The sequence below is a fragment of the Candidatus Roizmanbacteria bacterium CG_4_9_14_0_2_um_filter_38_17 genome (genome assembly GCA_002788855.1).
Taxonomy (GTDB): Bacteria; Patescibacteriota; Microgenomatia.
Genome location: PFSB01000005.1, coordinates 1 through 17975 on the forward strand (window position 1 = coordinate 1; position 17975 = coordinate 17975).

Here is a 17975-nt window from a genome sequence, read left to right on the forward strand (position 1 = left end):
CAAAATCTTTACTATATTATCTGTCCAACTCAAACCACCTTAACGTTCTTTGAATAGAGAACTAAATGCCAGTGATTGGGCATAAGGCAAAAAGACAGGCACTATAAATGGTGGCTGACCCCATTTGCTAACATGAAGAAATTATAGCATACCTGGTGCTATAATTTATCCATATAGGGGTGTAGTTTAATGGTAGAATAGAGGTCTCCAAAACCTTTGATGAAGGTTCGATTCCTTCCGCCCCTGCTTAAGATTTTTCTAGTATAATATTAGTGATGGAGGTGAATTTTTTATGGTTACAGTTAGTAAGAAAAAAGGAGAAACAACATACCGATTAGTTTCGCGTTTTAAGCGAAGAGTAGCTGATGAAGAAGTTCTTGACGATGCTAAAGAAGCTTCTATTTTTGAGCCCGAAGCAGAGAAGCGCAAGAAAAAGAAGTATCGACTAGAACGTCTCAATGAGCTTGCTCGAGGAGGAGAGTAAATGGGTAACCATGGAACATATGAAAATCTGCCCAATCTGCTACGGTGATTTCCAGACGCGAAATGTTAGCGGTAAATCTGGAGCAGTAGAACTGGATTGCTGCGAGGGTTGTGGGAGCGTTTGGTTTGATAATCAAGAACTACGAAATACAACTCACATTGAGGATGCAATTAGACATAGTAGTCAACTAGATTACAAAAGTGCAAAAGCCTGTCCCAAATGCCAAGGCCTGCTCAAACCAAATCATAAGTCAACCTTCACACACAACGTTAGTGAATATAAGTGCTCGGATTGTCAGGGTGAGCTAGTAGTTGGTGTGACAATGCATAAACGCGCTGCAAGGCAGATGGGGGTGTTATTTATGGCACTGGGATTAGTGTTGGTAGGTCTCTTTAGTTATTTAACAGTAAATTTAACCACATTGACTCAGATCCAGGCAAGTGCGCTAGTGGAAAAGCCAATAATCACCCAGCTTTCTCCCTCGTCTATCTCAATTACATTTACAACAACCACACCGCAACGAGCTGATTTGATTTATTCTGCACCCTACATAAACAACACAAGAAGGGTCACTATTTCTAGTGTGCCACGAACCGTGCATCAATTAACAATTAATAGCTTAATTTCAAACCAAGAGCTGAGTTATCAGCTGGTGTTAATAAACGAAGAAGGTGTTGAGCAACTATCTCCTACTTATAATGCAGTGCTTAATCAAAGGGAGAGCGATTTGAGATAAGCGCGGAATTCCTCATTGATATCTTCGCGTTCAAGTGCAAATTTAATCATAGTTTTAAGATATTCCATTTTATTTCCAGTATCATAGTAGGTGCCTCCTTTGATTTCAACAGCCAAGACCTGGTGTTTATCTCGAAGCATCATTTTAAGCGCATCGTTATAATAAAGTTCTTCGTCTGGTTCCAGCTGCTCATAAGCTTCTTGAATATATTGGAAGATCTCGGGCATGAATAAATAGCCAGAAACATTAGCCAGATCAGAAGGCGCCGCAGCTTTACCCGGTTTTTCAATAATTTTATCGATGTTTATTATTCCATCTGTGATTTCTTTGCCCCCTGCAAAGCCATAACGATCGTAATCCTCATCAGTTTTGGCTCTGATACTTGCTAAACAGTTACATCCATATTCTTCATAGGCTGAAATTAATTGCTTAAACCTAGATGGCTTTGCCATGATAAAGTCGTCACTCCAGGTGTAGATGAAAGGTTCATTTCCCACGAGGTGGCGGACGTTTAAGAGAGGTGTGCCGTTTCCATAAGGACCTTTTTGTCGTACATACACAAAGTTAGCCATGTCAGATATGCGCTCAACAGACTCAAGTAGATGTTTTTTCTTCTCGCCTCCCATACGCAGATTTTCGATTAGATCAAGGCTAGGGTTGTCAAAATGGTCTTCAATAGTTCTCTTGTGATACCCAGTTACTATGATAATATCGCGAATACCAGCTTCAACGAGCTCCTCAACAACATACTGAATAACTGGTTTGTCCACGATGGGCAACATTTCCTTGGGCATGGCTTTTGTTTGGGGTAAGAAGCGGGTGCCAAATCCCGCGGCAGGAATAACAGCTTTGGTGACTTTTTTTCTTCGGGCACTTTTGGTCATGTTTTTAGTTACTTTCTGGGTTGTCTGTTGGCTTACCAATCGACTTTTCTTCTTCACCAACTTCTTCAACTGGCTCACTAGCTTCTTCTTCGGGTGTTTCGGGCTCTGGTAGCTCCTCTGACTCTGGTGCAATTAGATCGTCGAGTCTTACCACTACTACCTCTGGATCGTTTTTAATTTCGACTCCCGAGGGAACGGCAATATCTTTAACATAGATAGAGTCTCCTGAGGCTTTCAACTTAGAAATATCAATCTTGATTTCCTCTGGGAGGCTGTCTGCGGCCGCTTCTACGGTTATTTCATTAAGTTCTTGCAATAAGAGGGCCAGTTTTTCTTTAACTGGCGTAGATTCGCCTTCTAATCGAACTGGAATTACTGCTTCAATCTTTTCGGTTAAATCAACTTCTTGGAAAGAAACATGCAACACTTCTCCAGTCGTTGCTTTTTTTTGTAATTCACGGACTAGAACATGATGAGCTTCGTTAGACTTGCCAACCAGAATGTCAATAATGGCTGTCTCACCTGTTTTTCTATATAGCTTAATAAATTCATCTTTGTTTAGCTGAATTGAACCGGACTTGACTTTTTTTCCGTATATACTAGCCGGAAGAATACCTTCCTTGCGTAGTTGTTTAACTTTTTTCCCAGTAATTTTTCGATTCTCTGCTTTTAGTTGTTGACGCTTAGTCATTGTATTTTTATGCTTAACACCTTATCTGTGTTGAGATTTGTATTATAGATCAAGGTAGATCTTCGAGCAAGTGAAGCTTGCGATGTCCCTGAGGGGATCGACTTGAAATTCAGTGGCTCAAGTCGTTGTCTCTCGTTAGCTTCCATGCTGAGTGTGACTGGCATATTTTTGCTTCCTGGCTGTTTTTGGATCATGAGTTCATAGGTTGTCGGTTGCTGTGTAGTATAACTACTTGAATAGCTAAATTTAAGACTGGAATTATTATTTGGGGCAACTTCTAGATATAATCCCCAGCTCTGGTATTGACCAAGGCTTTCTCTGTTAATGCTAGCTAAGTCAAGAGAAACGCCATCTAGAATTACTTGATCTAATACAACATCGGGAGGAGTTAGTATGCGGATGTAATTTTTATAAATGCCCCCTGGAAATTCGTGGGAATTACTATTGTTTTTGGTATTTACAGTAACCATGCGTCTTAAGCGATTCTTATCCAGCTCTACTTCAATGATCGTGTTGCCTTCGGTAAAGAAATTAACCTTATTTGCTCCAAGGTTAGCCTCAACAAGCATGAGATAGTCTGGAATACATGGGGTGTTTTGGGAAGATAGACAACTAGGCTGGAGCAGTCTACCAGTCCAACCAGTGTTGTTAAAAGCAGCCTGGAGGGTGGGTTTGTTGAAAGTCACAAGAATGTGTTTTTCAGATAGCGACTGGTAAATAGCCTTAGTTAAAGCACTAAAATCTAGATCATCTCTAGTTGAAATCTCTAATAGCAAATTTCTGGCTAGACTACCTAGAATATCACGCTTGTTGGTAGCTCCAGGAAAAAATTCTTCCTCACTAGTATTTTGAATTTCAAGATAGAGGTTGTCTTCATTAATAAATATGTCAAAGTCGCTTAAGTGAACTCTACCAACAGCTGAGAGTAAGTAGCGCGTTGCTTCAAGATCTATCGCAAAAACTCCGTCAACTTTTGTATTAACTTCTTTTTTTAGGAACCACTGAATTTGCGCTGCGCTGCGGGTGAAGTCTGGATGCCAATTAGCGTCTCTTAGAAACCAGTTGGGCTGCTTAAGATAGTTGCGAATAGGCTCGGGAGGATCCACGTGTCCTTCAAGTTGTCCATCTAGGTTGTACACATCATCAATGGCGACCTCGAGCATTTTGCCATTTTCAAAGCTTAGAAATCCAACTGACCCAATAAATCCTCCCGTTGGGCGGAGTTCCATATTGTTCTGAAACAATAATAGATATTTTTTTCTATCATTGTCTGCAAACAGTTCTGGTAATGTGGGAGCTATCTGTCTTAAACCGGGTAGTATTTTCAGCATAGTATCAATAGCTTGCTCTGGGTTGTTAGTTTTAGTAAGAAGCTTATTGCCGAGATTAGTGTTGAGCTCTCTAAGTTCTAAATGTTGTTTTTTAAGTAGAATCAGGCTTTGCTCAAGTTCCATTAATTGTGCTTCCAGATATGCTGAATAAGGCGCTATTGGCTGGGGCTGTTTCTGGAGTAATTTAATTACAAAATCCTGACTACGCATACCCGTATCGCTTAGTTTTAGCAGTGTATCACTGGCGGTTTTTCCCAGGCTAAAAAACTGCATGATTGTTATATTAGTTTCTTCTGAAACCAATTTTATAGCTGGTTGAGCAATGGTATAGACTCGTTCAAGCTGAATTATGTTTTGTTGAGACTGTATGAGACTGGTTTGGGCTTCTTCAAACTGAGCAGTTTGTAAGTAAGAAATAGCATTAATTAGGTTGGTTTTTGTGTTAATAACTAGAGAGCTTAGGTAGATTGTAAAGAAGACGCCTATTACTATGGGGATCAAAAGAGCTAAGGCAATTTTAAGTACACCTGGTGAAATCGGTAAATGGTATTGGTGAGTAATAATAGCTTGCGTCGGTTCCTCTTTTATCGGTTGTGGTTTTGTCTTTAATTTAGGAACATCTTTGATCTTATTAATAACAGGATGATGTGGTTTTTGAGTCATTAGGATCTCAATAATTTCTCCTGAAGCAAAATCAAGATCTTGAATGTAGCTATTAGATAAGAAGTAACTTGGTATTAGTTTCAGACTTTTTTTGAGGGTGGATAATTCACTTGCACGTGCGACGACGACTAACTTATGTGTGAATGAATTAAGGGTGGTTAAATCTTGTCCACTAGGAGCTCCTACTAGTATGACATAAGGAACATGTTGGAGATTAAAGCCGACATTATCTGCTGTTTTAACCTCACAACCTGCTATGGCAAGCTGGCGTGATAGTGAGTTTACAAGCTGCTTGTATCCATGGTCTTTAACTATAATTACAGCTTGTGAGGACTCGTTCTCTGGGTCAGAGTTAAGTTTAATCATGTTGAAGATAGTTTATCTACTTTATCTAGTGCTTCATTTACTAAGCTGTCTGCCTCGGTATTTTTCTCGCGAGGGATGTGAGAATAGTTAATAGATAGCAAGATATTTGGTTCAATGTTCCGAATTTTCAACAATAATTCACGTAGACCTGGGTTTTTAATCTTGAATTTGCCATTAAGCTGATTAACTACAAGCAATGAGTCAAGATAGAAGCAAATCTTATTTGCTTCCTTTGGTAAATGCTTATTATTCTGTGATAGCCAAATTAGTGCTTCAATCACTGCTTGGTACTCAGCTTGATTATTGGTTTTTTTACCAATATATAGACCTGCTTTGTGGAGTATTTTTGTGTCTGTCTTGATCATAAACCCTGTTGCGGCTGGTCCTGGATTACCCCTTGCTCCCCCATCAGTAAATACTTGTAGCGGTATTTGTTTCATAGATCGTTAATTACTATTTTAGCACTGCTAAAGCTACTTGTAGTTTTGATCCCACAAGGTCAGACCTTGTGGAGTGTGAAGGGTTATTGGTAGATATTTTTTTCTGATTTTAAGAAATCACGAAAATCAGTAGTTCTATTTTCTTCATACTCTTTTCGACTTTGAGCAATATCATCAATTAGTCCTGGAGAGTTTAACTCAAGAAGTATGTCAGCAATTTCTTGATAATCGCTAAATGGCATAGCTACAAAAGAAGGCTTATTTCTATTTGTAACAAGAATTTGTATGAATGTTGTATAATAAGTGTATGACAACAGTCAATATTTCTTTACCAGTTGAGATGTACAGCGATGCTAAAACTGTAATTTTGGAGCGAGGATATGCTTCTCTTAGTGAATTAGTTCGCGATGCATTGCGAGGTTTGCTTTACCCACATTTGACGGTTAATGGCTTCATAAGAGAGTTTGAAGATAGAGTTCTTGAGGCTGCTACTGAGTCACAGGGAAAAGATGTTTTGCTAAAAACTAACAAGGATTTAAAAAATTACTTTCTACAGGATAAACTTCCCCAAAAAAGCAACCTATGATAAAAATCCAGTTGAGCGGGAGCTTTCAACAAGATTATAAGGATCTGGTAGCTGACAATTTAACGATGCGGAATGAAGTACTGAACCGTGTTGAGTTGTTTAAAAGAAATCCTAATGATACACGACTCAAAAACCATCTTTTGCACAAACGACTTGAGGATAAATGGGCTTTTAGTGTTACAAGTGATATTCGGGTGGTTTATGAATGGCTGGGGAGAAAAACAGTTAGGCTGTTGACTATTGGAGGACATAGAAAAGTTTATCACGAATAGTTCGGCTTTGAATTATTATTTTGGTGGATGAAATAGAGAAATAGCAGTGAGAGGATGAGCAACTCAGTAATTCCGGTGATATATGCAGCTGCCGTTGCTCCGTAAATAGGGATAAACTTGATGTTTAAGGTCAAATTTAAGACGAGTCCCAGTCCATAAATCCAGGTCAAGCTCCAGCGGGCTCCTCTAGCAATAACGGCCCACATCAGTAAACTACTGGCAAAAAATAATGGCAACCAAAGAGTGAGTATTCTAAAGAGCCGAATTGATTCAATAAAGTCGGACTTAATTAACTGAATTAAGGGTGCAGCAAACCAGAGAAGGATTGTAAGTAAAAAGGAGGTGGCAAGGAGAATGTATCCAGATTTAAAAACGACCCGGAAAAACTTTTGAGAGTTCTTGCTTTTAGCTAGTTTATAGCCTGCCAGAACTGGAAATACAGCATTCATGAAAAAGTGAGGGAGAGCTAAAGGTAGCTCAAAAAACTTATAAGCTAGTCCGTAGAGACCAACTTCAGTGGTACTACGAAGGTAAGTTAGAAGCAGAGTGTCTATTCGGAAGAAAGCGACATTAAATACTAGGGCGAGTCCTAATGGAAAAGTCTGTTTTAAGAGTGGGTATGTAGATTTAAGTTCAAGTTTAAGTTTAACCAGTTTAGGTTTAAGCTTAATAAAAAAGTAAAAAGCAAGTAGGCTATGAACAATTGATGCAATAAGATAAGCTCCAGTTAAAAGAAGTAAGGATTTGGTATTTGATAGAACTAGTAATAAAACGATTAGTAAGGAAACAATTCCGCCAGCAGCCGTTGCGATGGTGGCGCGATCATAGCGCAATTTGTACTGAAAATAAGCATTGCAAGACTTGATAATGGCTGCAAAAAGAATCGTGGGTGAGAATAAAATAATACTGAGTTTAACTGTTGTAGAAAAACCACTACTACCAGCAGTCTCTGCCTGCGGAAGTATGAGCACTAACAGAGCCACGACTGTCATAAAGATTACGCCTAATATGATTCGTGTAGTGAACAACTGTCCCAGAATGTTAGACTGTTTAGCTTGTCCTAGTTTTTTGACAACAACAGCATTTAAGCCGAAATCTACTGCTAGGTCAAATATCAGCACATACGACAAAATCTTAATTAAATTTCCATAAACATCTACTCCAAATGTTCTAGCAATCAGAATTGTGACAATGAATGCTGAGATAGAAGTTATGCTTCTACCAACAAACTGAACAAGAGTATTTTTGGCAACGACGTTTCTTAAAGACACGACTCTATTCTAACACTGGGACTGTCATAACGTAAACAGTATGCTAGCTATAATATAAGCAATCAAATAACAACCATAGATTGAAATCCATAGCACTTGACTAGTGTAGAGGTTTATACTATGCTTGTTGTACGGCTTTTTATATTATTAAGGCTAATATCTATATAACTTAGATATTTATCTATCTAATACGTAATTATAGGTGTCAAGATGGCAAAAAAAATTGCAGTAGCTTTGCGAAAAGGAGGGAGTGGTAAAACAACCACAGCGGTGAATTTAGCCGAAGCGTTGCGTCAAAAAAAACAAAAAGTGCTCCTAGTAGATCTTGATCCACAGGCAAATGCCACAATTAGCGTCGGTCTAGATCCAACGAAATTAGATAAACATATCAATACTTTACTGACAGATATTCAAACAAAAGTTGAAGATGTGATAGCTAGTTCAGAATTTGGTCTGTCCATATTACCTGGGCATCCAGATTTAGCAGAGACAGAGGGGGGAATGAAAGCTACTCAAATTGGATTATTGAAGAGCTTACTTGAGCCCATTGAAGATGATTATGACTATATCATAATGGACACACCACCATCTGAGAGCTATTTAACGGTCAATGCGTTAATGTATGCTGATGAAGTTTTAATACCACTTCAAGCACATTATTTAGCTATGAAAGGCTTGGAAGATATGTTGAAAGAGATTATTAAAGTAAAACAAGGGCTCAATCCAAAATTAAGAATTGCTGGAATACTACCAACAATGGTTAGTAGAAGGACAAATATAGCCCAGACTGTACTAGATTCGGTTCGCAAAGCTTATGGAGAGTTCTTGTATCCATGGGAAATAAGCTTTAGCATTCGCCACACCGAGGCAAGTTTAGCAGGTTTGCCCATTGTACTGTATGAACCAGGTCATCAAGGAAGCGAAGTTTATCTGAAACTGGCAGAAAGTATGATAAAGGGGCATAAAAATTAGTTACAAAATATGTCATAATAAATATGATGGCACAAAAGAAAGATAAATTACAGGAATTACTAAACAAGAGATCACAAAATCCACTAGCTAGGGAGGCGGTACAGCCAGCTAACTTTTATGGGAGTGACAATAAGCATGTTCAGCAAGAAAATAGCGGTGATAAGGTGACTTTGATAAACGTTGCCCAGAAGATGCAGGAGGTAGCGCAAGAACAAACAAATCGCATTGCAGAAAGTTTAGCAAATAAAGAAGAACCAAGACCACTATCTGAAACAAGGGTAGACCAGCGACCTATTAATACAACCAACGAGCAGATGTTGAAGTTTGCTAGTTATATACCAGTGGAAACACACCGAGCCTTGAAGTTCTTAGCTATTCAAGAAGATAAAAAAATGTATGAAATTATTCGAGACGCAATTGAGTACTATATGCAGAAAAAATTGGGCGGTAAGTAGGGATCTGTGTTTAAAAGTTTAAGCCTTAAAAAACAAACCCTTTCAAGGGTGGGTAGTTTGGATCAATATCTCTTGCAAGCTTTAGATGTTCTTTTGCTTTGGTCTTTTCACCTAGTTGAGCATAGATTTGAGCTAATTTTAGATGAGCATCACGATAGCTAGATGTTTTAATCAACTGATCTTCCCAAAAAACTGCATTTGACTGTAAATTGGTTTTGTCTTTAACTAACATCGTGTAGTCATTCCGAGCGGAAATAGGGTCAAGTGTGGCCGCGGATTTAAATTGATCCTGAGCTAGAAGTGGCTGGTTATGTACAAAATAGTACTCACCAAGCTTAATATAATTAGATGCAGAAAATGAGTCAATAAGAATAGCGCGGCGTAGCATCGCTAGTTCTTCATTGTCTGGAAAGAGCTGGCGTTGAGCTCCCCATAGTGCGGTAATTATTAAGCTAAAACCGATCGCGTAGGCTGTAATTGAAGTCCAAAACCTCTTAGGTAATGCTATGCGGGAAAAAAGTAATTTAATGGTTAGTTTTTTCATTTAGGTAAACTATGAAACATAGGTAAACTATGAAACATCTGTTATACTTAAATATAACATATTGTACATTCCTGGAATGTCAACTTAGCACATTCCAGGAATGTACATAAGATATGAATAATCAGCTTACAAATACAGCAAGGAAGGTGGTTGAGCTGCTTAAACAGGAGTATCCAAATGCAGAGATAGCCCTTAATTATGGGAATACCTGGGAATTGTTGGTAGCAGTGATGTTATCTGCGCAAACTACCGATGTGCAGGTGAATAAGGTTACTACAACTTTATTCACAAAGTATGCTGCAGCAGATGAGAAGCAGGAAATTAAGAAATTTGCCCAAACACCACTTGAAGAACTAACAAATGACGTTAGCGGTGTGGGATTTTTTCGCAATAAGGCAAAAAATATTCAAAATTCAGCCAAACAGATTTTAGAGCAGCACGGTGGGGTAGTGCCAAATACAATGCAGGAATTAACCATATTGCCTGGTGTGGCAAGGAAAACAGCAAATATTGTTTTGGGGAATGCTTATGGGGTATATGAGGGAATTGCAGTAGATACCCATGTGCATAGAATTGTTCAGCGACTACGCTTAGTTGATCTAGATAGAATTGGTAAAGGTAAACAGCGCTATTTCAAAAGGGAAGAGGACCAGGTCCTCGACTTTAAAAAAGGCGCTAATACGGATAAAATTGAACAAGAACTAATGCAGGTAATTCCACAAGAAGATTGGTTTATGTTTACTTATCTTATTATTGAACATGGGAGAGCTGTTTGTATTGCCATAAAGCCAAAATGCGGAAAGTGTTTACTAGCTGATTTATGCCTGGCGAAAAGAAGTTAATTATTGCTTAATCCCCAGTTAGCAATCATGGATGAGTAATCGAGTGCATCAACTCTTCCAGAGCAGTTGAAATCTGAGACAAGAGAGCTAGAATTTAAAACAAGTCTAAATTGTGCAAAATCTAGAGTGGTTATTTTTTGATCATTATATGTGTTTTGATCATATCCTTCTGAGTTTCCTGCAAGTATATTTTCTGATGAAAGATCGATCAATCCGTTGGTGTTTGCTGAAGATATTGATATATTTTGGATGCGTGGTAGGTGCCCCTGTGGCATTATTGCCGTAATATGGGTTGCACCTGTAGGAATATTTATGCGTGAGGTGGTAAAATCTACCCCTAGTAGAACTTCAATAGGGCTTCCAGTATTGAACCAGATCTTAACTTTTCGATTTGGATTATTATTTGTTTGACAAGCGTTCAGATTTAGTTTGAGTGAGATTTGACTAGTGCCTGCTCCAGATGTGGGAGTAGGGGTTGGAGCATTGGTTGCTGTTGGAATAGGGGTTTGTGTTGGGACAGGGGTATTGTTAGGAGTCGGTGTAGCTGTTGCGTTGGGAACTAGGGTTGGAGTAGGGGTTGGAGTAATAATTGGCTCCAGTCTATATGTCAGGGTCTGGGATATCTGTGTCAGTATTCCTACTTGTCCTTCTACGCCATATTCAGATATCACAGAACCACCTGTTGTATTTGGATTGCATTTTGTCGGATCAACGTTGTCAATAGGTGTACAGACGTATGTTAATGTTAGGTCATTTTTCACAGTTATATTGGTTTTATCAAAGACTAATTCAGCTATTAATGCTGCTGAATTATTTACGGGTGTTGGGTCTAATGTATTAGCACCAGATGCTTCAGCGGATGAGGTTGGACTTGGGACACCAGATGGAATATTTATAGTGGCGTTAATAGTTACCATGTTTTCAGTTTCTGATACGGTGGTGGCTCCGAAATCGGTCTTATTGCTATTTCCAACTTTTGTGAGACCAATAAAACTTACTCCGGAGGGTGTAAACATATTTACTACAACCGTAGCGGCATCAACGTTTTTGCTGTTAGTGTTGAGTAATAAAGGAACAACAACTGTATTATTTGTTGAGCTAGGCGTGCCAAAATATAATCTTGCTCCTTGGGTTGGGTCGAAAGTTGGATCTGGTTGATTTAGATTAAGAGGTGTTCCTTCAGATAACACGGTGTTTCCAGAAGGGTCAGCGCCTCCTGTTTGGGCAACTCCAGTTAGAAAAGTTAGTTGAGTAGGTGTAGTTGAAGCAAGGGTAATTGTAAATGATCCCAGTAGTGTGCTGGTTGATATTGTACTGAAATCGGGATCAGATCGATAACCAACAATTTTAATATATTCACTTGAAGGAATATCCTGTATGGACACAGTCCAGCCTTCTAAACTTGGGTTTAGTGTCTTACTTAGATAGCTAACTATTGCTGGATCATACTTAATATATGCGCCGAAGGAAATAAGTTCGACTCCAGTTGCTGGATTAGCGAACACGCTAATTGTTGTTTCGTTGTTTACTGGTGTGGTCGCGGTCATGTTAAAAGTAAGCTGCGTGTCTGCGCGTGGTCTTAACTGGGTTCTTTTAAGTGATACAGCAGTAGTAATTCCAAGTAGTACGATAAGCGATACTGAGAGAAACAGTAGAAACTGCTGTCTGCGCGAAAGCTGTCTTATTTGATTAATAAGTTTCATATGTTTCATGGTTTACCCATTTAACAGTTCTTATTACTAATTTCTAGTGAAACCCTACCTAAGTCTGTAAAGTCAATATCTCCATTATAGTCGAAGTCTGTCCTGCAGAATACTGCACTGCAATTTTGACTAATATCTTGAGAGACTATGCCCAAGTCTACAAAATCAATATCATTATTTCTATTAAAATCAGCAGAACATGTTGTTTTGTCTGTTGTTGTGATAGAGGCTGGGGCTGGGGCGGTGCTGGAGAGGGTTTGAACGCTGTTTGTAGACCCATTTAGATCTACATGAGAGTAGGCGTTGGAACGATTATCTGTAATATCTATTAAAATGTTTCCTGTGGGACCAATGTTTTCAGCCATAAATATAACTGTAGCAAGTGTAAAATTACCTGAAACCATAGGATTTGAATAACTTGAGTCTACCGTTTGAAAATCTGCTCCAGCTAAATTAATGGCAGAAATGGCTACAATTCCAGTGCCATTGTCTATGGCGCACTTTAATCTTTCAGTTTGATCTCCAGGCGAGGCTTTGCATGGTGATCCAGCTTGATCAACTATGCTGCTAATCCCAAAGTATCCGTTTGTGAACTCCGCCTTGTCTCCAGGCAATACTTTCATGGCCTGGATTTTTGTACTGTCATATTTAAGTGTGAAATCTATTCCAGCTACCGGATTACTTGTGGGAACGTCTACAGTTACGGTTACAGCAAATAATTGACCAGTCTCTGTTTCATTAGTTTGGGTATAGCTATCTAGAGCAAGAGAAAGGGTAGTGTCTGCGGTTTGTCCTAAAACACTTTTTGGAGGAGACAGAAAAATAACTAATAAAGAAACTATTAGAACTAATTTAATAATTCTCATATCTTTATCCAAAGATATAATACATTAACAAGATCGGTTATTTCAATAATACCATTACCATTAAGATCACCTGAGCTAGAGTTTAACCAAGCTTGATAGTCTTGTATATTTACTGATCCTGAGCAGTCTAAATCTGCTCCACAGCTGGGTTGTGTAGTAGGAGTAAGGCTAAGATTTGTGGTGTTTAATGCTGCTGCTGGGTTTATAAGTCCGTATCCAAAGATATCATCTTTTCCAGGATCTCCAAGATCGGTGGCTGTTTGCCGTAGAATTGTTTTAATCTCTATCGCGGTAAGATTTGGATTTGCAGCTATCATTAGAGCAATTAATCCGGATACCTGAGGAGTTGCCTGACTTGTTCCCGCGTAGAGGTACTCTCCAATATAAACTACACTTGCATTCCAATCTATTTTATAGTAGCTGGAATAAATCCATTGTAAGGGATTTGGATATGATCCGTCTATTGAGTCTTCACCATATGTAACTAACTCAAGGTGGTTACCAGTGTTAGAATATGACGCGTGTTGGTTTGACTTATTAACGGAGCCAACAGCAACAACTTCATTATACGCGGCTGGATAAGCAGTGGGATTTCCGTTCTGATAATCAAGACTCATATTAATAATATCAGTTCCTTGTGATACTGCATAATTAAATCCTGTAATTATTGCGGATAATTCTCCTTGTCCATCTTTATCCAAGACTTTTATAGGAATTATTTTGCTTTCCCACCCTGAACTTGCAACCCCATCGTTATTATTTGTAATTGCCGCTGCAAGAGACCTGCTACGTGAGTTCCGTGTCCATTATCGTCCGCAGGATAATTAGTGTTATTAATAAAGTCCTTACCCTGTAGCATCTGTATCCCAAAATCGGTGTGTTTTAGCTCTGATAGAGCTGGATGATGCCCATCGGCAACGCCTGTATCTAATATCGCGATTCTTACGTTTGTTCCTATTGATTTGTCCCAGGCTTGCTCAAATGACTGTTGTCTTAGATACCATTGCGTTGCTAGACTTGGGTCATCATGGTTGTTATAGGCAGGGTCATTTGGAATGCGTGTTGCGTAAAAATAGTAATTTGGTTCGACAATTTCTACATTTGATAGACGTTGATAGCTTTTAACAAGCTGTTCGGTTGAAGTAGAACTTGATTTTATTTGTGATAAGCCTGTTTGGCTTAAGTCTTTGCGTTCAACTATTCCTAAGCTATTCTCAAGATTAATTTGAGTGTTATAAATATTTTCAGCGGTTGAAGAAAAGCTGCTGCCTGTAATTCTGTCAATGCTCCTGGAGAAAAGAGAGGTTTATTTGTGAGTGTCTGTGGAGCAGTTTTAGGGATTGATTCTGGGTTTGCTGTTTCAATAGCTAATGCGGGTGATGGTTGTAGTGCGGTAATAAGCGTAATAACCACAAAAACGATCACTATTTTTAATAGTCTCATATGTTTATGATAGTCTATCTCTGAGTTTATGTAAAGGGTAGTTAGACCTTGGGCCAGGGGGAGATGATGAGAGGTTTTTCTTTGGGGAAGAGGTTTTGCCAGACTGCTTCGGTGACAAAAGGCATGAAAGGATGGAGCATTTTTAAGCAATTAGCATATACATGTATTAATGTAGCTAAAGCTGCTTTATCTTTATCTCGTAGACGGTCTTTAATTGACTCCATATAGTCACTTGCTAGTTTATTCCAGGTAAAGTCGTATAGATCTAGTGAGCTTTCTGAGAAATGGAATGAATCAAGATTTTTGGTGACAGATTTTATTAGTTTATCTAAACTTTTAAGTATTTTTTTGTCTTCGGGTTTAAGATTATTCATGTTAAGGCTAAGCCTTCCACTGCGTGAAGGGCTTAGCCTTAAAAGATCGGACCTTTGGGAGCCGGAATTTGGAGTTTGCAGTTTTATAAATCTTCCTATGTTCCAGATTTTGTTGGCAAAATTTCGATAGCCTCGAACCTTGTTATCTGAAATAGCAATAGGATTGCCAGGAGCAGAGCCAGCAACAAGAGCAATACGCAAAGCATCGGCTCCATAACTATTAATTAGATCTATGGGGTTTACGACGTTGCCTTTACTTTTGCTCATCTTTTGACCCTTTTCATCGGTAACCATTGAGTGTAAATAAACATGTTTAAAAGGTACTTTTTTTGTTAAATAAAGGCCGAACATGATCATGCGAGCTACCCAGAAAAAGATGATATCCCACATGGTATCCATGACTGTGGTTGGATAGAATTTCTTGAAATCTTCTCCATCGGGGTATTTTAAGGTAGTCAGTGGCCATTGACCTGAAGAGAACCAGGTATCAAAAACGTCGGTGTCTTGAATATGGTTTTTGCTTGGTTTAGTAGTGCTGATCTCATACTTACTATCTATTGGTGCGGATAATTGTTGTAAGCCCTTTTCAATTTCGGCAAGTTTGTAGTCTTTTAGTAGGTCTTTAACAGTTCCGGTGATTGTCTTTTTTTTACTATTGATAAATGTTATAGCAATGTCTGGGTTCTTTGTTATGTCATACCAGGCGGGGATACGGATTCCAAAGGCAATTTGGCGACTAATTACCCAGGGGCGGATATTTTCCATCCATTGGTAATACATTTTTTCAAAGCGGGCTGGGATAAACTCAACTTTTTTATCTTTGGCTGCTTTAATGGCGGGTTTGGCTAATTTTTTAGCGTCCACAAACCAGTTTGGCATCACCATTGGCTCTATGGGGCGGTCTCCCTTGTATGAAACGGCTACGCGGTGAGCATAGCTTTCGTCAATTTTGCTTATCAAGCCTTTTTCTTTTAGGTCTTTAACTATTTGTTGGCGTGCGGCTGCTACTTTCATGCCTACATAGGGGCCTGCGAGCTTGGTTAGTTTGCCGTCAAAGCCAATAACCTGCTTTATTTCAAGATTATGGCGCTTACCCATTTCAAAGTCATTAGGATCATGGGCTGGGGTTACTTTAACTACTCCAGTACCAAATTTGGGGTCAACAGTTTTATCAGCAATAACATTGAGTTTGAATTTACCAAGAAGCCCTTCTACATCAATTTCTTTACCAATATACTTCTTGTAGCGTTTATCATCTGGATGAACAGCCACCGCAGTATCCCCAAACTTAGTTTCGGGACGAACAGTTGCGAGTGTAAATGGTCCATACTTAAGATAGTAAAGTGGATCAGATTTATCGATGTATTTTATTTCTAGATCGGAAAAAGTTGTGCCGTAGTATGGGCAGTAATTAACCATAAAGTTATCACGATAAACGAGTTTGTCTTTATGCATCTTGACGAAGGTTTTAAGAACACTGTCTACGACGCGATCATCAAGCATAAAGGTTTCACGAGTCCAGTCTAGTGAAAAACCCATGCGTCTTAACTGATTCTGGATGCGTCCTGAATTTTCTACAACGAAACTATAAATGTCTTTGTACAGTGTTTCACGGTCAAAGTCGAAGCGGGATTTTTTTTCTTTAGCGAGCTTTTTTTCATAGACAAACTGGGTTTCAAAGCCAGCGTGATCGGTGCCTGGTATCCAAACAGTTGGTCTACCTTTCATTCTATTATATCGAATTAGGATGTCTTCTATAACGAACATTGCATGACCAGCGTGAAGATCAGCATTTGCATTGGGTGGGGGAAGAAGAATGGAAAAAGGTTCTTTATTGGGGTCGCCATGTGGTTGAAAGTGCCCTCCTTTTTCCCAGGAGTTATAGATCTTTTCTTCTAGCTTTTTGTGATCATATTTTGAATCCATGATTAAGCTTCATTATACTCCTGCTATCAGGAGTGTATAAGTATTTGGCTGTTTTGGTGCGCCATCTGGGACGATGTTCGAACCTATCTGACCTCAACGATTGATCCAAAAGAGAAGTCTGCTCTTGTTGTTGCCATCTCTCATTTTCACAATAAAATCCCATGAATAAAAACGCAGGGATAAACACACTCCATCATTTCACTTTTTTCCCAACCCACATAACAATTGTTATTATTACCATAATAACAATTGCGTATATAGCAGTATTTATTAGATACCCTACTAAATATCCTAAACTGCTGATTTTTAGGATTTGTGGAATATTTAAGATAAAGGCAATTCCTAATGAAATTAAAAAAAGCTTCCTATCTGATTTAGATGTTGGTAATATTTTCATTTACTATCACATCCTTCCTCTATTAAATTATTACTGTTTCAAACCTTCTTGGTGCGCCTGAGAGGATTCGAACCTCCGACCTCATCCTCCGCAAGGACGCGCTCTAATCCACTGAGCTACAGGCGCAAACAGAAACATGGGTAAACCACGAAACGCATCTGTATTTTACCACTAGGAAGCTTAGGAAGACCTAGGAGGCTTAAGAAGACTTTTCAAGCTGGATTTTCTGCTCGAGCCAATCTCCAGCTCTCTCAGCCCAGGTTTTTTGTGGTTCTTCGTGGTAAATGAGCTTATCGTCAAGAAATTTAAGCACTTTATTTTTTAGCTCGATATCTTTTATAAGAAGAATTACTCTACCGGGAGACTGGAGTGGCATGGCAATATGGAATACGTAGAAGCTATGTTTTTGTTCAATCCAAAAATCTGTTAATTGACTCCAAACATAGTAACGACTACCTATTTTAATACCTTTCTTTGCTATTTGGTACTTAATCTTCTCTGGTTTAACAGTGGCTAATACATAGGAGAAAAAGGCGAAAGTGAAGACAAGCAATATAAGCAACCATTCATGCAGAATAAATAAGATTACGGATAATAGGACAACTATTGCAAGAATAGTTGAGAAATATTCCTTGCCTCTTTTTTTAAATAGCCTGGAGGGCGCAGCCCATTCCTGAATAACGCTATTTGTTTCATGATCGGTCATATGTTTTATAGTTTACCTACTAT

The 17975-nt window shown here is 38.8% G+C and carries 21 protein-coding genes and 2 tRNA genes; 8 read left to right on the forward strand and 15 right to left on the reverse strand.

Features of this window, described 5'->3' with window-relative positions; translation table 11 throughout:
* Window positions 1-175 precede the first annotated feature (175 nt).
* The 3 genes from CO050_00510 (at window position 176) to CO050_00520 (ending at window position 1220) form a co-directional block, all read left to right on the forward strand.
* Window positions 176-246, forward strand: a tRNA-Trp gene (locus tag CO050_00510).
* 46 nt (window positions 247-292) lie between these two features.
* Window positions 293-484, forward strand: a complete 192-nt coding sequence (locus CO050_00515; GenBank protein ID PJC32208.1) for a hypothetical protein — start codon at window positions 293-295, stop codon at window positions 482-484.
* Window positions 485-494: 10 nt separating this feature from the next.
* Window positions 495-1220, forward strand: coding sequence for a hypothetical protein (locus CO050_00520; GenBank protein PJC32209.1), 726 nt, complete (start codon window positions 495-497; stop codon window positions 1218-1220).
* Here the strand turns inward: CO050_00520 and CO050_00525 are convergent.
* From CO050_00525 to CO050_00545, 5 genes are all read right to left on the reverse strand, one after another.
* Complete coding sequence (locus CO050_00525; GenBank protein PJC32210.1) at window positions 1196-2104, reverse strand: UTP--glucose-1-phosphate uridylyltransferase; 909 nt, start codon at window positions 2102-2104, stop codon at window positions 1196-1198. The two genes, CO050_00520 and CO050_00525, sit on opposite strands and share 25 nt — an antisense overlap.
* Before the next feature lie 4 nt (window positions 2105-2108).
* Complete coding sequence (locus CO050_00530; GenBank protein ID PJC32211.1) at window positions 2109-2795, reverse strand: 50S ribosomal protein L25; 687 nt, start codon at window positions 2793-2795, stop codon at window positions 2109-2111.
* A complete protein-coding gene (locus tag CO050_00535) occupies window positions 2792-5155 on the reverse strand; it encodes a hypothetical protein (GenBank protein ID PJC32212.1) in 2364 nt (787 codons plus the stop codon). Before CO050_00535 ends, CO050_00530 begins: the two co-directional genes overlap by 4 nt.
* Window positions 5152-5595, reverse strand: coding sequence for a ribonuclease H (locus CO050_00540; protein PJC32213.1), 444 nt, complete (start codon window positions 5593-5595; stop codon window positions 5152-5154). Before CO050_00540 ends, CO050_00535 begins: the two co-directional genes overlap by 4 nt.
* Before the next feature lie 83 nt (window positions 5596-5678).
* A complete protein-coding gene (locus CO050_00545) occupies window positions 5679-5909 on the reverse strand; it encodes a hypothetical protein (protein ID PJC32214.1) in 231 nt (76 codons plus the stop codon).
* Here CO050_00545 and CO050_00550 point away from each other — a divergent pair.
* Together CO050_00550 and CO050_00555 are read left to right on the forward strand one after the other, a co-directional pair.
* Window positions 5903-6181 (forward strand): hypothetical protein, encoded by a 279-nt coding sequence (locus CO050_00550; GenBank protein ID PJC32215.1) that lies wholly within the window; start codon window positions 5903-5905, stop codon window positions 6179-6181. The two genes, CO050_00545 and CO050_00550, sit on opposite strands and share 7 nt — an antisense overlap.
* Window positions 6178-6453: a hypothetical protein gene (locus CO050_00555; protein PJC32216.1), complete on the forward strand. Its 276-nt coding sequence runs from the start codon at window positions 6178-6180 to the stop codon at window positions 6451-6453. The genes CO050_00550 and CO050_00555 overlap by 4 nt, the downstream gene beginning before the upstream one ends.
* Here CO050_00555 and CO050_00560 read toward each other — a convergent pair.
* Complete coding sequence (locus CO050_00560; protein ID PJC32217.1) at window positions 6444-7724, reverse strand: hypothetical protein; 1281 nt, start codon at window positions 7722-7724, stop codon at window positions 6444-6446. The genes CO050_00555 and CO050_00560 overlap by 10 nt on opposite strands.
* 210 nt (window positions 7725-7934) lie before the next feature.
* Between CO050_00560 and CO050_00565 the strand changes: the two genes are divergently transcribed.
* Together CO050_00565 and CO050_00570 are read left to right on the forward strand one after the other, a co-directional pair.
* On the forward strand, window positions 7935-8696 hold the full coding sequence (locus CO050_00565) for a hypothetical protein (protein ID PJC32218.1): 762 nt from the start codon (window positions 7935-7937) through the stop codon (window positions 8694-8696).
* A gap of 26 nt (window positions 8697-8722) precedes the next feature.
* Window positions 8723-9151: a hypothetical protein gene (locus CO050_00570; GenBank protein ID PJC32219.1), complete on the forward strand. Its 429-nt coding sequence runs from the start codon at window positions 8723-8725 to the stop codon at window positions 9149-9151.
* A gap of 25 nt (window positions 9152-9176) precedes the next feature.
* Here the strand turns inward: CO050_00570 and CO050_00575 are convergent, their stop codons facing one another.
* Complete coding sequence (locus CO050_00575) at window positions 9177-9695, reverse strand: hypothetical protein (GenBank protein ID PJC32220.1); 519 nt, start codon at window positions 9693-9695, stop codon at window positions 9177-9179.
* A gap of 113 nt (window positions 9696-9808) precedes the next feature.
* Here CO050_00575 and CO050_00580 point away from each other — a divergent pair, with 113 nt between their 5' ends.
* Window positions 9809-10537 (forward strand): endonuclease III, encoded by a 729-nt coding sequence (locus CO050_00580; protein ID PJC32221.1) that lies wholly within the window; start codon window positions 9809-9811, stop codon window positions 10535-10537.
* Here CO050_00580 and CO050_00585 read toward each other — a convergent pair.
* From CO050_00585 to CO050_00620, 8 genes are all read right to left on the reverse strand, one after another.
* On the reverse strand, window positions 10534-12249 hold the full coding sequence (locus tag CO050_00585; GenBank protein ID PJC32222.1) for a hypothetical protein: 1716 nt from the start codon (window positions 12247-12249) through the stop codon (window positions 10534-10536). The genes CO050_00580 and CO050_00585 overlap by 4 nt on opposite strands.
* Window positions 12250-12260: 11 nt before the next feature.
* Window positions 12261-13106: a hypothetical protein gene (locus tag CO050_00590; GenBank protein ID PJC32223.1), complete on the reverse strand. Its 846-nt coding sequence runs from the start codon at window positions 13104-13106 to the stop codon at window positions 12261-12263.
* On the reverse strand, window positions 13103-13807 hold the full coding sequence (locus tag CO050_00595; GenBank protein ID PJC32224.1) for a hypothetical protein: 705 nt from the start codon (window positions 13805-13807) through the stop codon (window positions 13103-13105). The genes CO050_00590 and CO050_00595 overlap by 4 nt, the downstream gene beginning before the upstream one ends.
* A gap of 502 nt (window positions 13808-14309) precedes the next feature.
* Window positions 14310-14549, reverse strand: coding sequence for a hypothetical protein (locus tag CO050_00600; GenBank protein PJC32225.1), 240 nt, complete (start codon window positions 14547-14549; stop codon window positions 14310-14312).
* Between the two features lie 41 nt (window positions 14550-14590).
* Entirely contained in the window at window positions 14591-16849 is a 2259-nt protein-coding gene (locus tag CO050_00605) for a valine--tRNA ligase (GenBank protein ID PJC32226.1), read from the reverse strand.
* A gap of 193 nt (window positions 16850-17042) precedes the next feature.
* Window positions 17043-17246, reverse strand: a complete 204-nt coding sequence (locus CO050_00610; protein PJC32227.1) for a hypothetical protein — start codon at window positions 17244-17246, stop codon at window positions 17043-17045.
* Window positions 17247-17295: 49 nt separating this feature from the next.
* Window positions 17296-17372: transfer RNA gene (locus CO050_00615), tRNA-Arg, on the reverse strand.
* A gap of 73 nt (window positions 17373-17445) precedes the next feature.
* Window positions 17446-17952 carry a hypothetical protein gene (locus tag CO050_00620; protein ID PJC32228.1) on the reverse strand — a complete coding sequence of 169 codons (507 nt, stop codon included), beginning with the start codon at window positions 17950-17952 and terminating at the stop codon, window positions 17446-17448.
* Window positions 17953-17975: the final 23 nt, after the last annotated feature.

Excerpts from the sequence above, each read along its gene's own strand:
- CO050_00515 (PJC32208.1), top strand. The coding sequence starts at position 293 with ATGGTTACAGTTAGTAAGAAAAAAGGAGAAACAACATACCGATTAGTT.
- CO050_00520 (PJC32209.1), top strand. The coding sequence starts at position 495 with ATGGAACATATGAAAATCTGCCCAATCTGCTACGGTGATTTCCAGACG.
- CO050_00525 (PJC32210.1), bottom strand. The coding sequence starts at position 2,104 with ATGACCAAAAGTGCCCGAAGAAAAAAAGTCACCAAAGCTGTTATTCCT.
- CO050_00530 (PJC32211.1), bottom strand. The coding sequence starts at position 2,795 with ATGACTAAGCGTCAACAACTAAAAGCAGAGAATCGAAAAATTACTGGG.
- CO050_00535 (PJC32212.1), bottom strand. The coding sequence starts at position 5,155 with ATGATTAAACTTAACTCTGACCCAGAGAACGAGTCCTCACAAGCTGTA.
- CO050_00540 (PJC32213.1), bottom strand. The coding sequence starts at position 5,595 with ATGAAACAAATACCGCTACAAGTATTTACTGATGGGGGAGCAAGGGGT.
- CO050_00550 (PJC32215.1), top strand. The coding sequence starts at position 5,903 with ATGACAACAGTCAATATTTCTTTACCAGTTGAGATGTACAGCGATGCT.
- CO050_00555 (PJC32216.1), top strand. The coding sequence starts at position 6,178 with ATGATAAAAATCCAGTTGAGCGGGAGCTTTCAACAAGATTATAAGGAT.
- CO050_00565 (PJC32218.1), top strand. The coding sequence starts at position 7,935 with ATGGCAAAAAAAATTGCAGTAGCTTTGCGAAAAGGAGGGAGTGGTAAA.
- CO050_00570 (PJC32219.1), top strand. The coding sequence starts at position 8,723 with ATGGCACAAAAGAAAGATAAATTACAGGAATTACTAAACAAGAGATCA.
- CO050_00575 (PJC32220.1), bottom strand. The coding sequence starts at position 9,695 with ATGAAAAAACTAACCATTAAATTACTTTTTTCCCGCATAGCATTACCT.
- CO050_00580 (PJC32221.1), top strand. The coding sequence starts at position 9,809 with ATGAATAATCAGCTTACAAATACAGCAAGGAAGGTGGTTGAGCTGCTT.
- CO050_00585 (PJC32222.1), bottom strand. The coding sequence starts at position 12,249 with ATGAAACATATGAAACTTATTAATCAAATAAGACAGCTTTCGCGCAGA.
- CO050_00590 (PJC32223.1), bottom strand. The coding sequence starts at position 13,106 with ATGAGAATTATTAAATTAGTTCTAATAGTTTCTTTATTAGTTATTTTT.
- CO050_00600 (PJC32225.1), bottom strand. The coding sequence starts at position 14,549 with ATGAGACTATTAAAAATAGTGATCGTTTTTGTGGTTATTACGCTTATT.
- CO050_00605 (PJC32226.1), bottom strand. The coding sequence starts at position 16,849 with ATGGATTCAAAATATGATCACAAAAAGCTAGAAGAAAAGATCTATAAC.
- CO050_00610 (PJC32227.1), bottom strand. The coding sequence starts at position 17,246 with ATGAAAATATTACCAACATCTAAATCAGATAGGAAGCTTTTTTTAATT.
- CO050_00620 (PJC32228.1), bottom strand. The coding sequence starts at position 17,952 with ATGACCGATCATGAAACAAATAGCGTTATTCAGGAATGGGCTGCGCCC.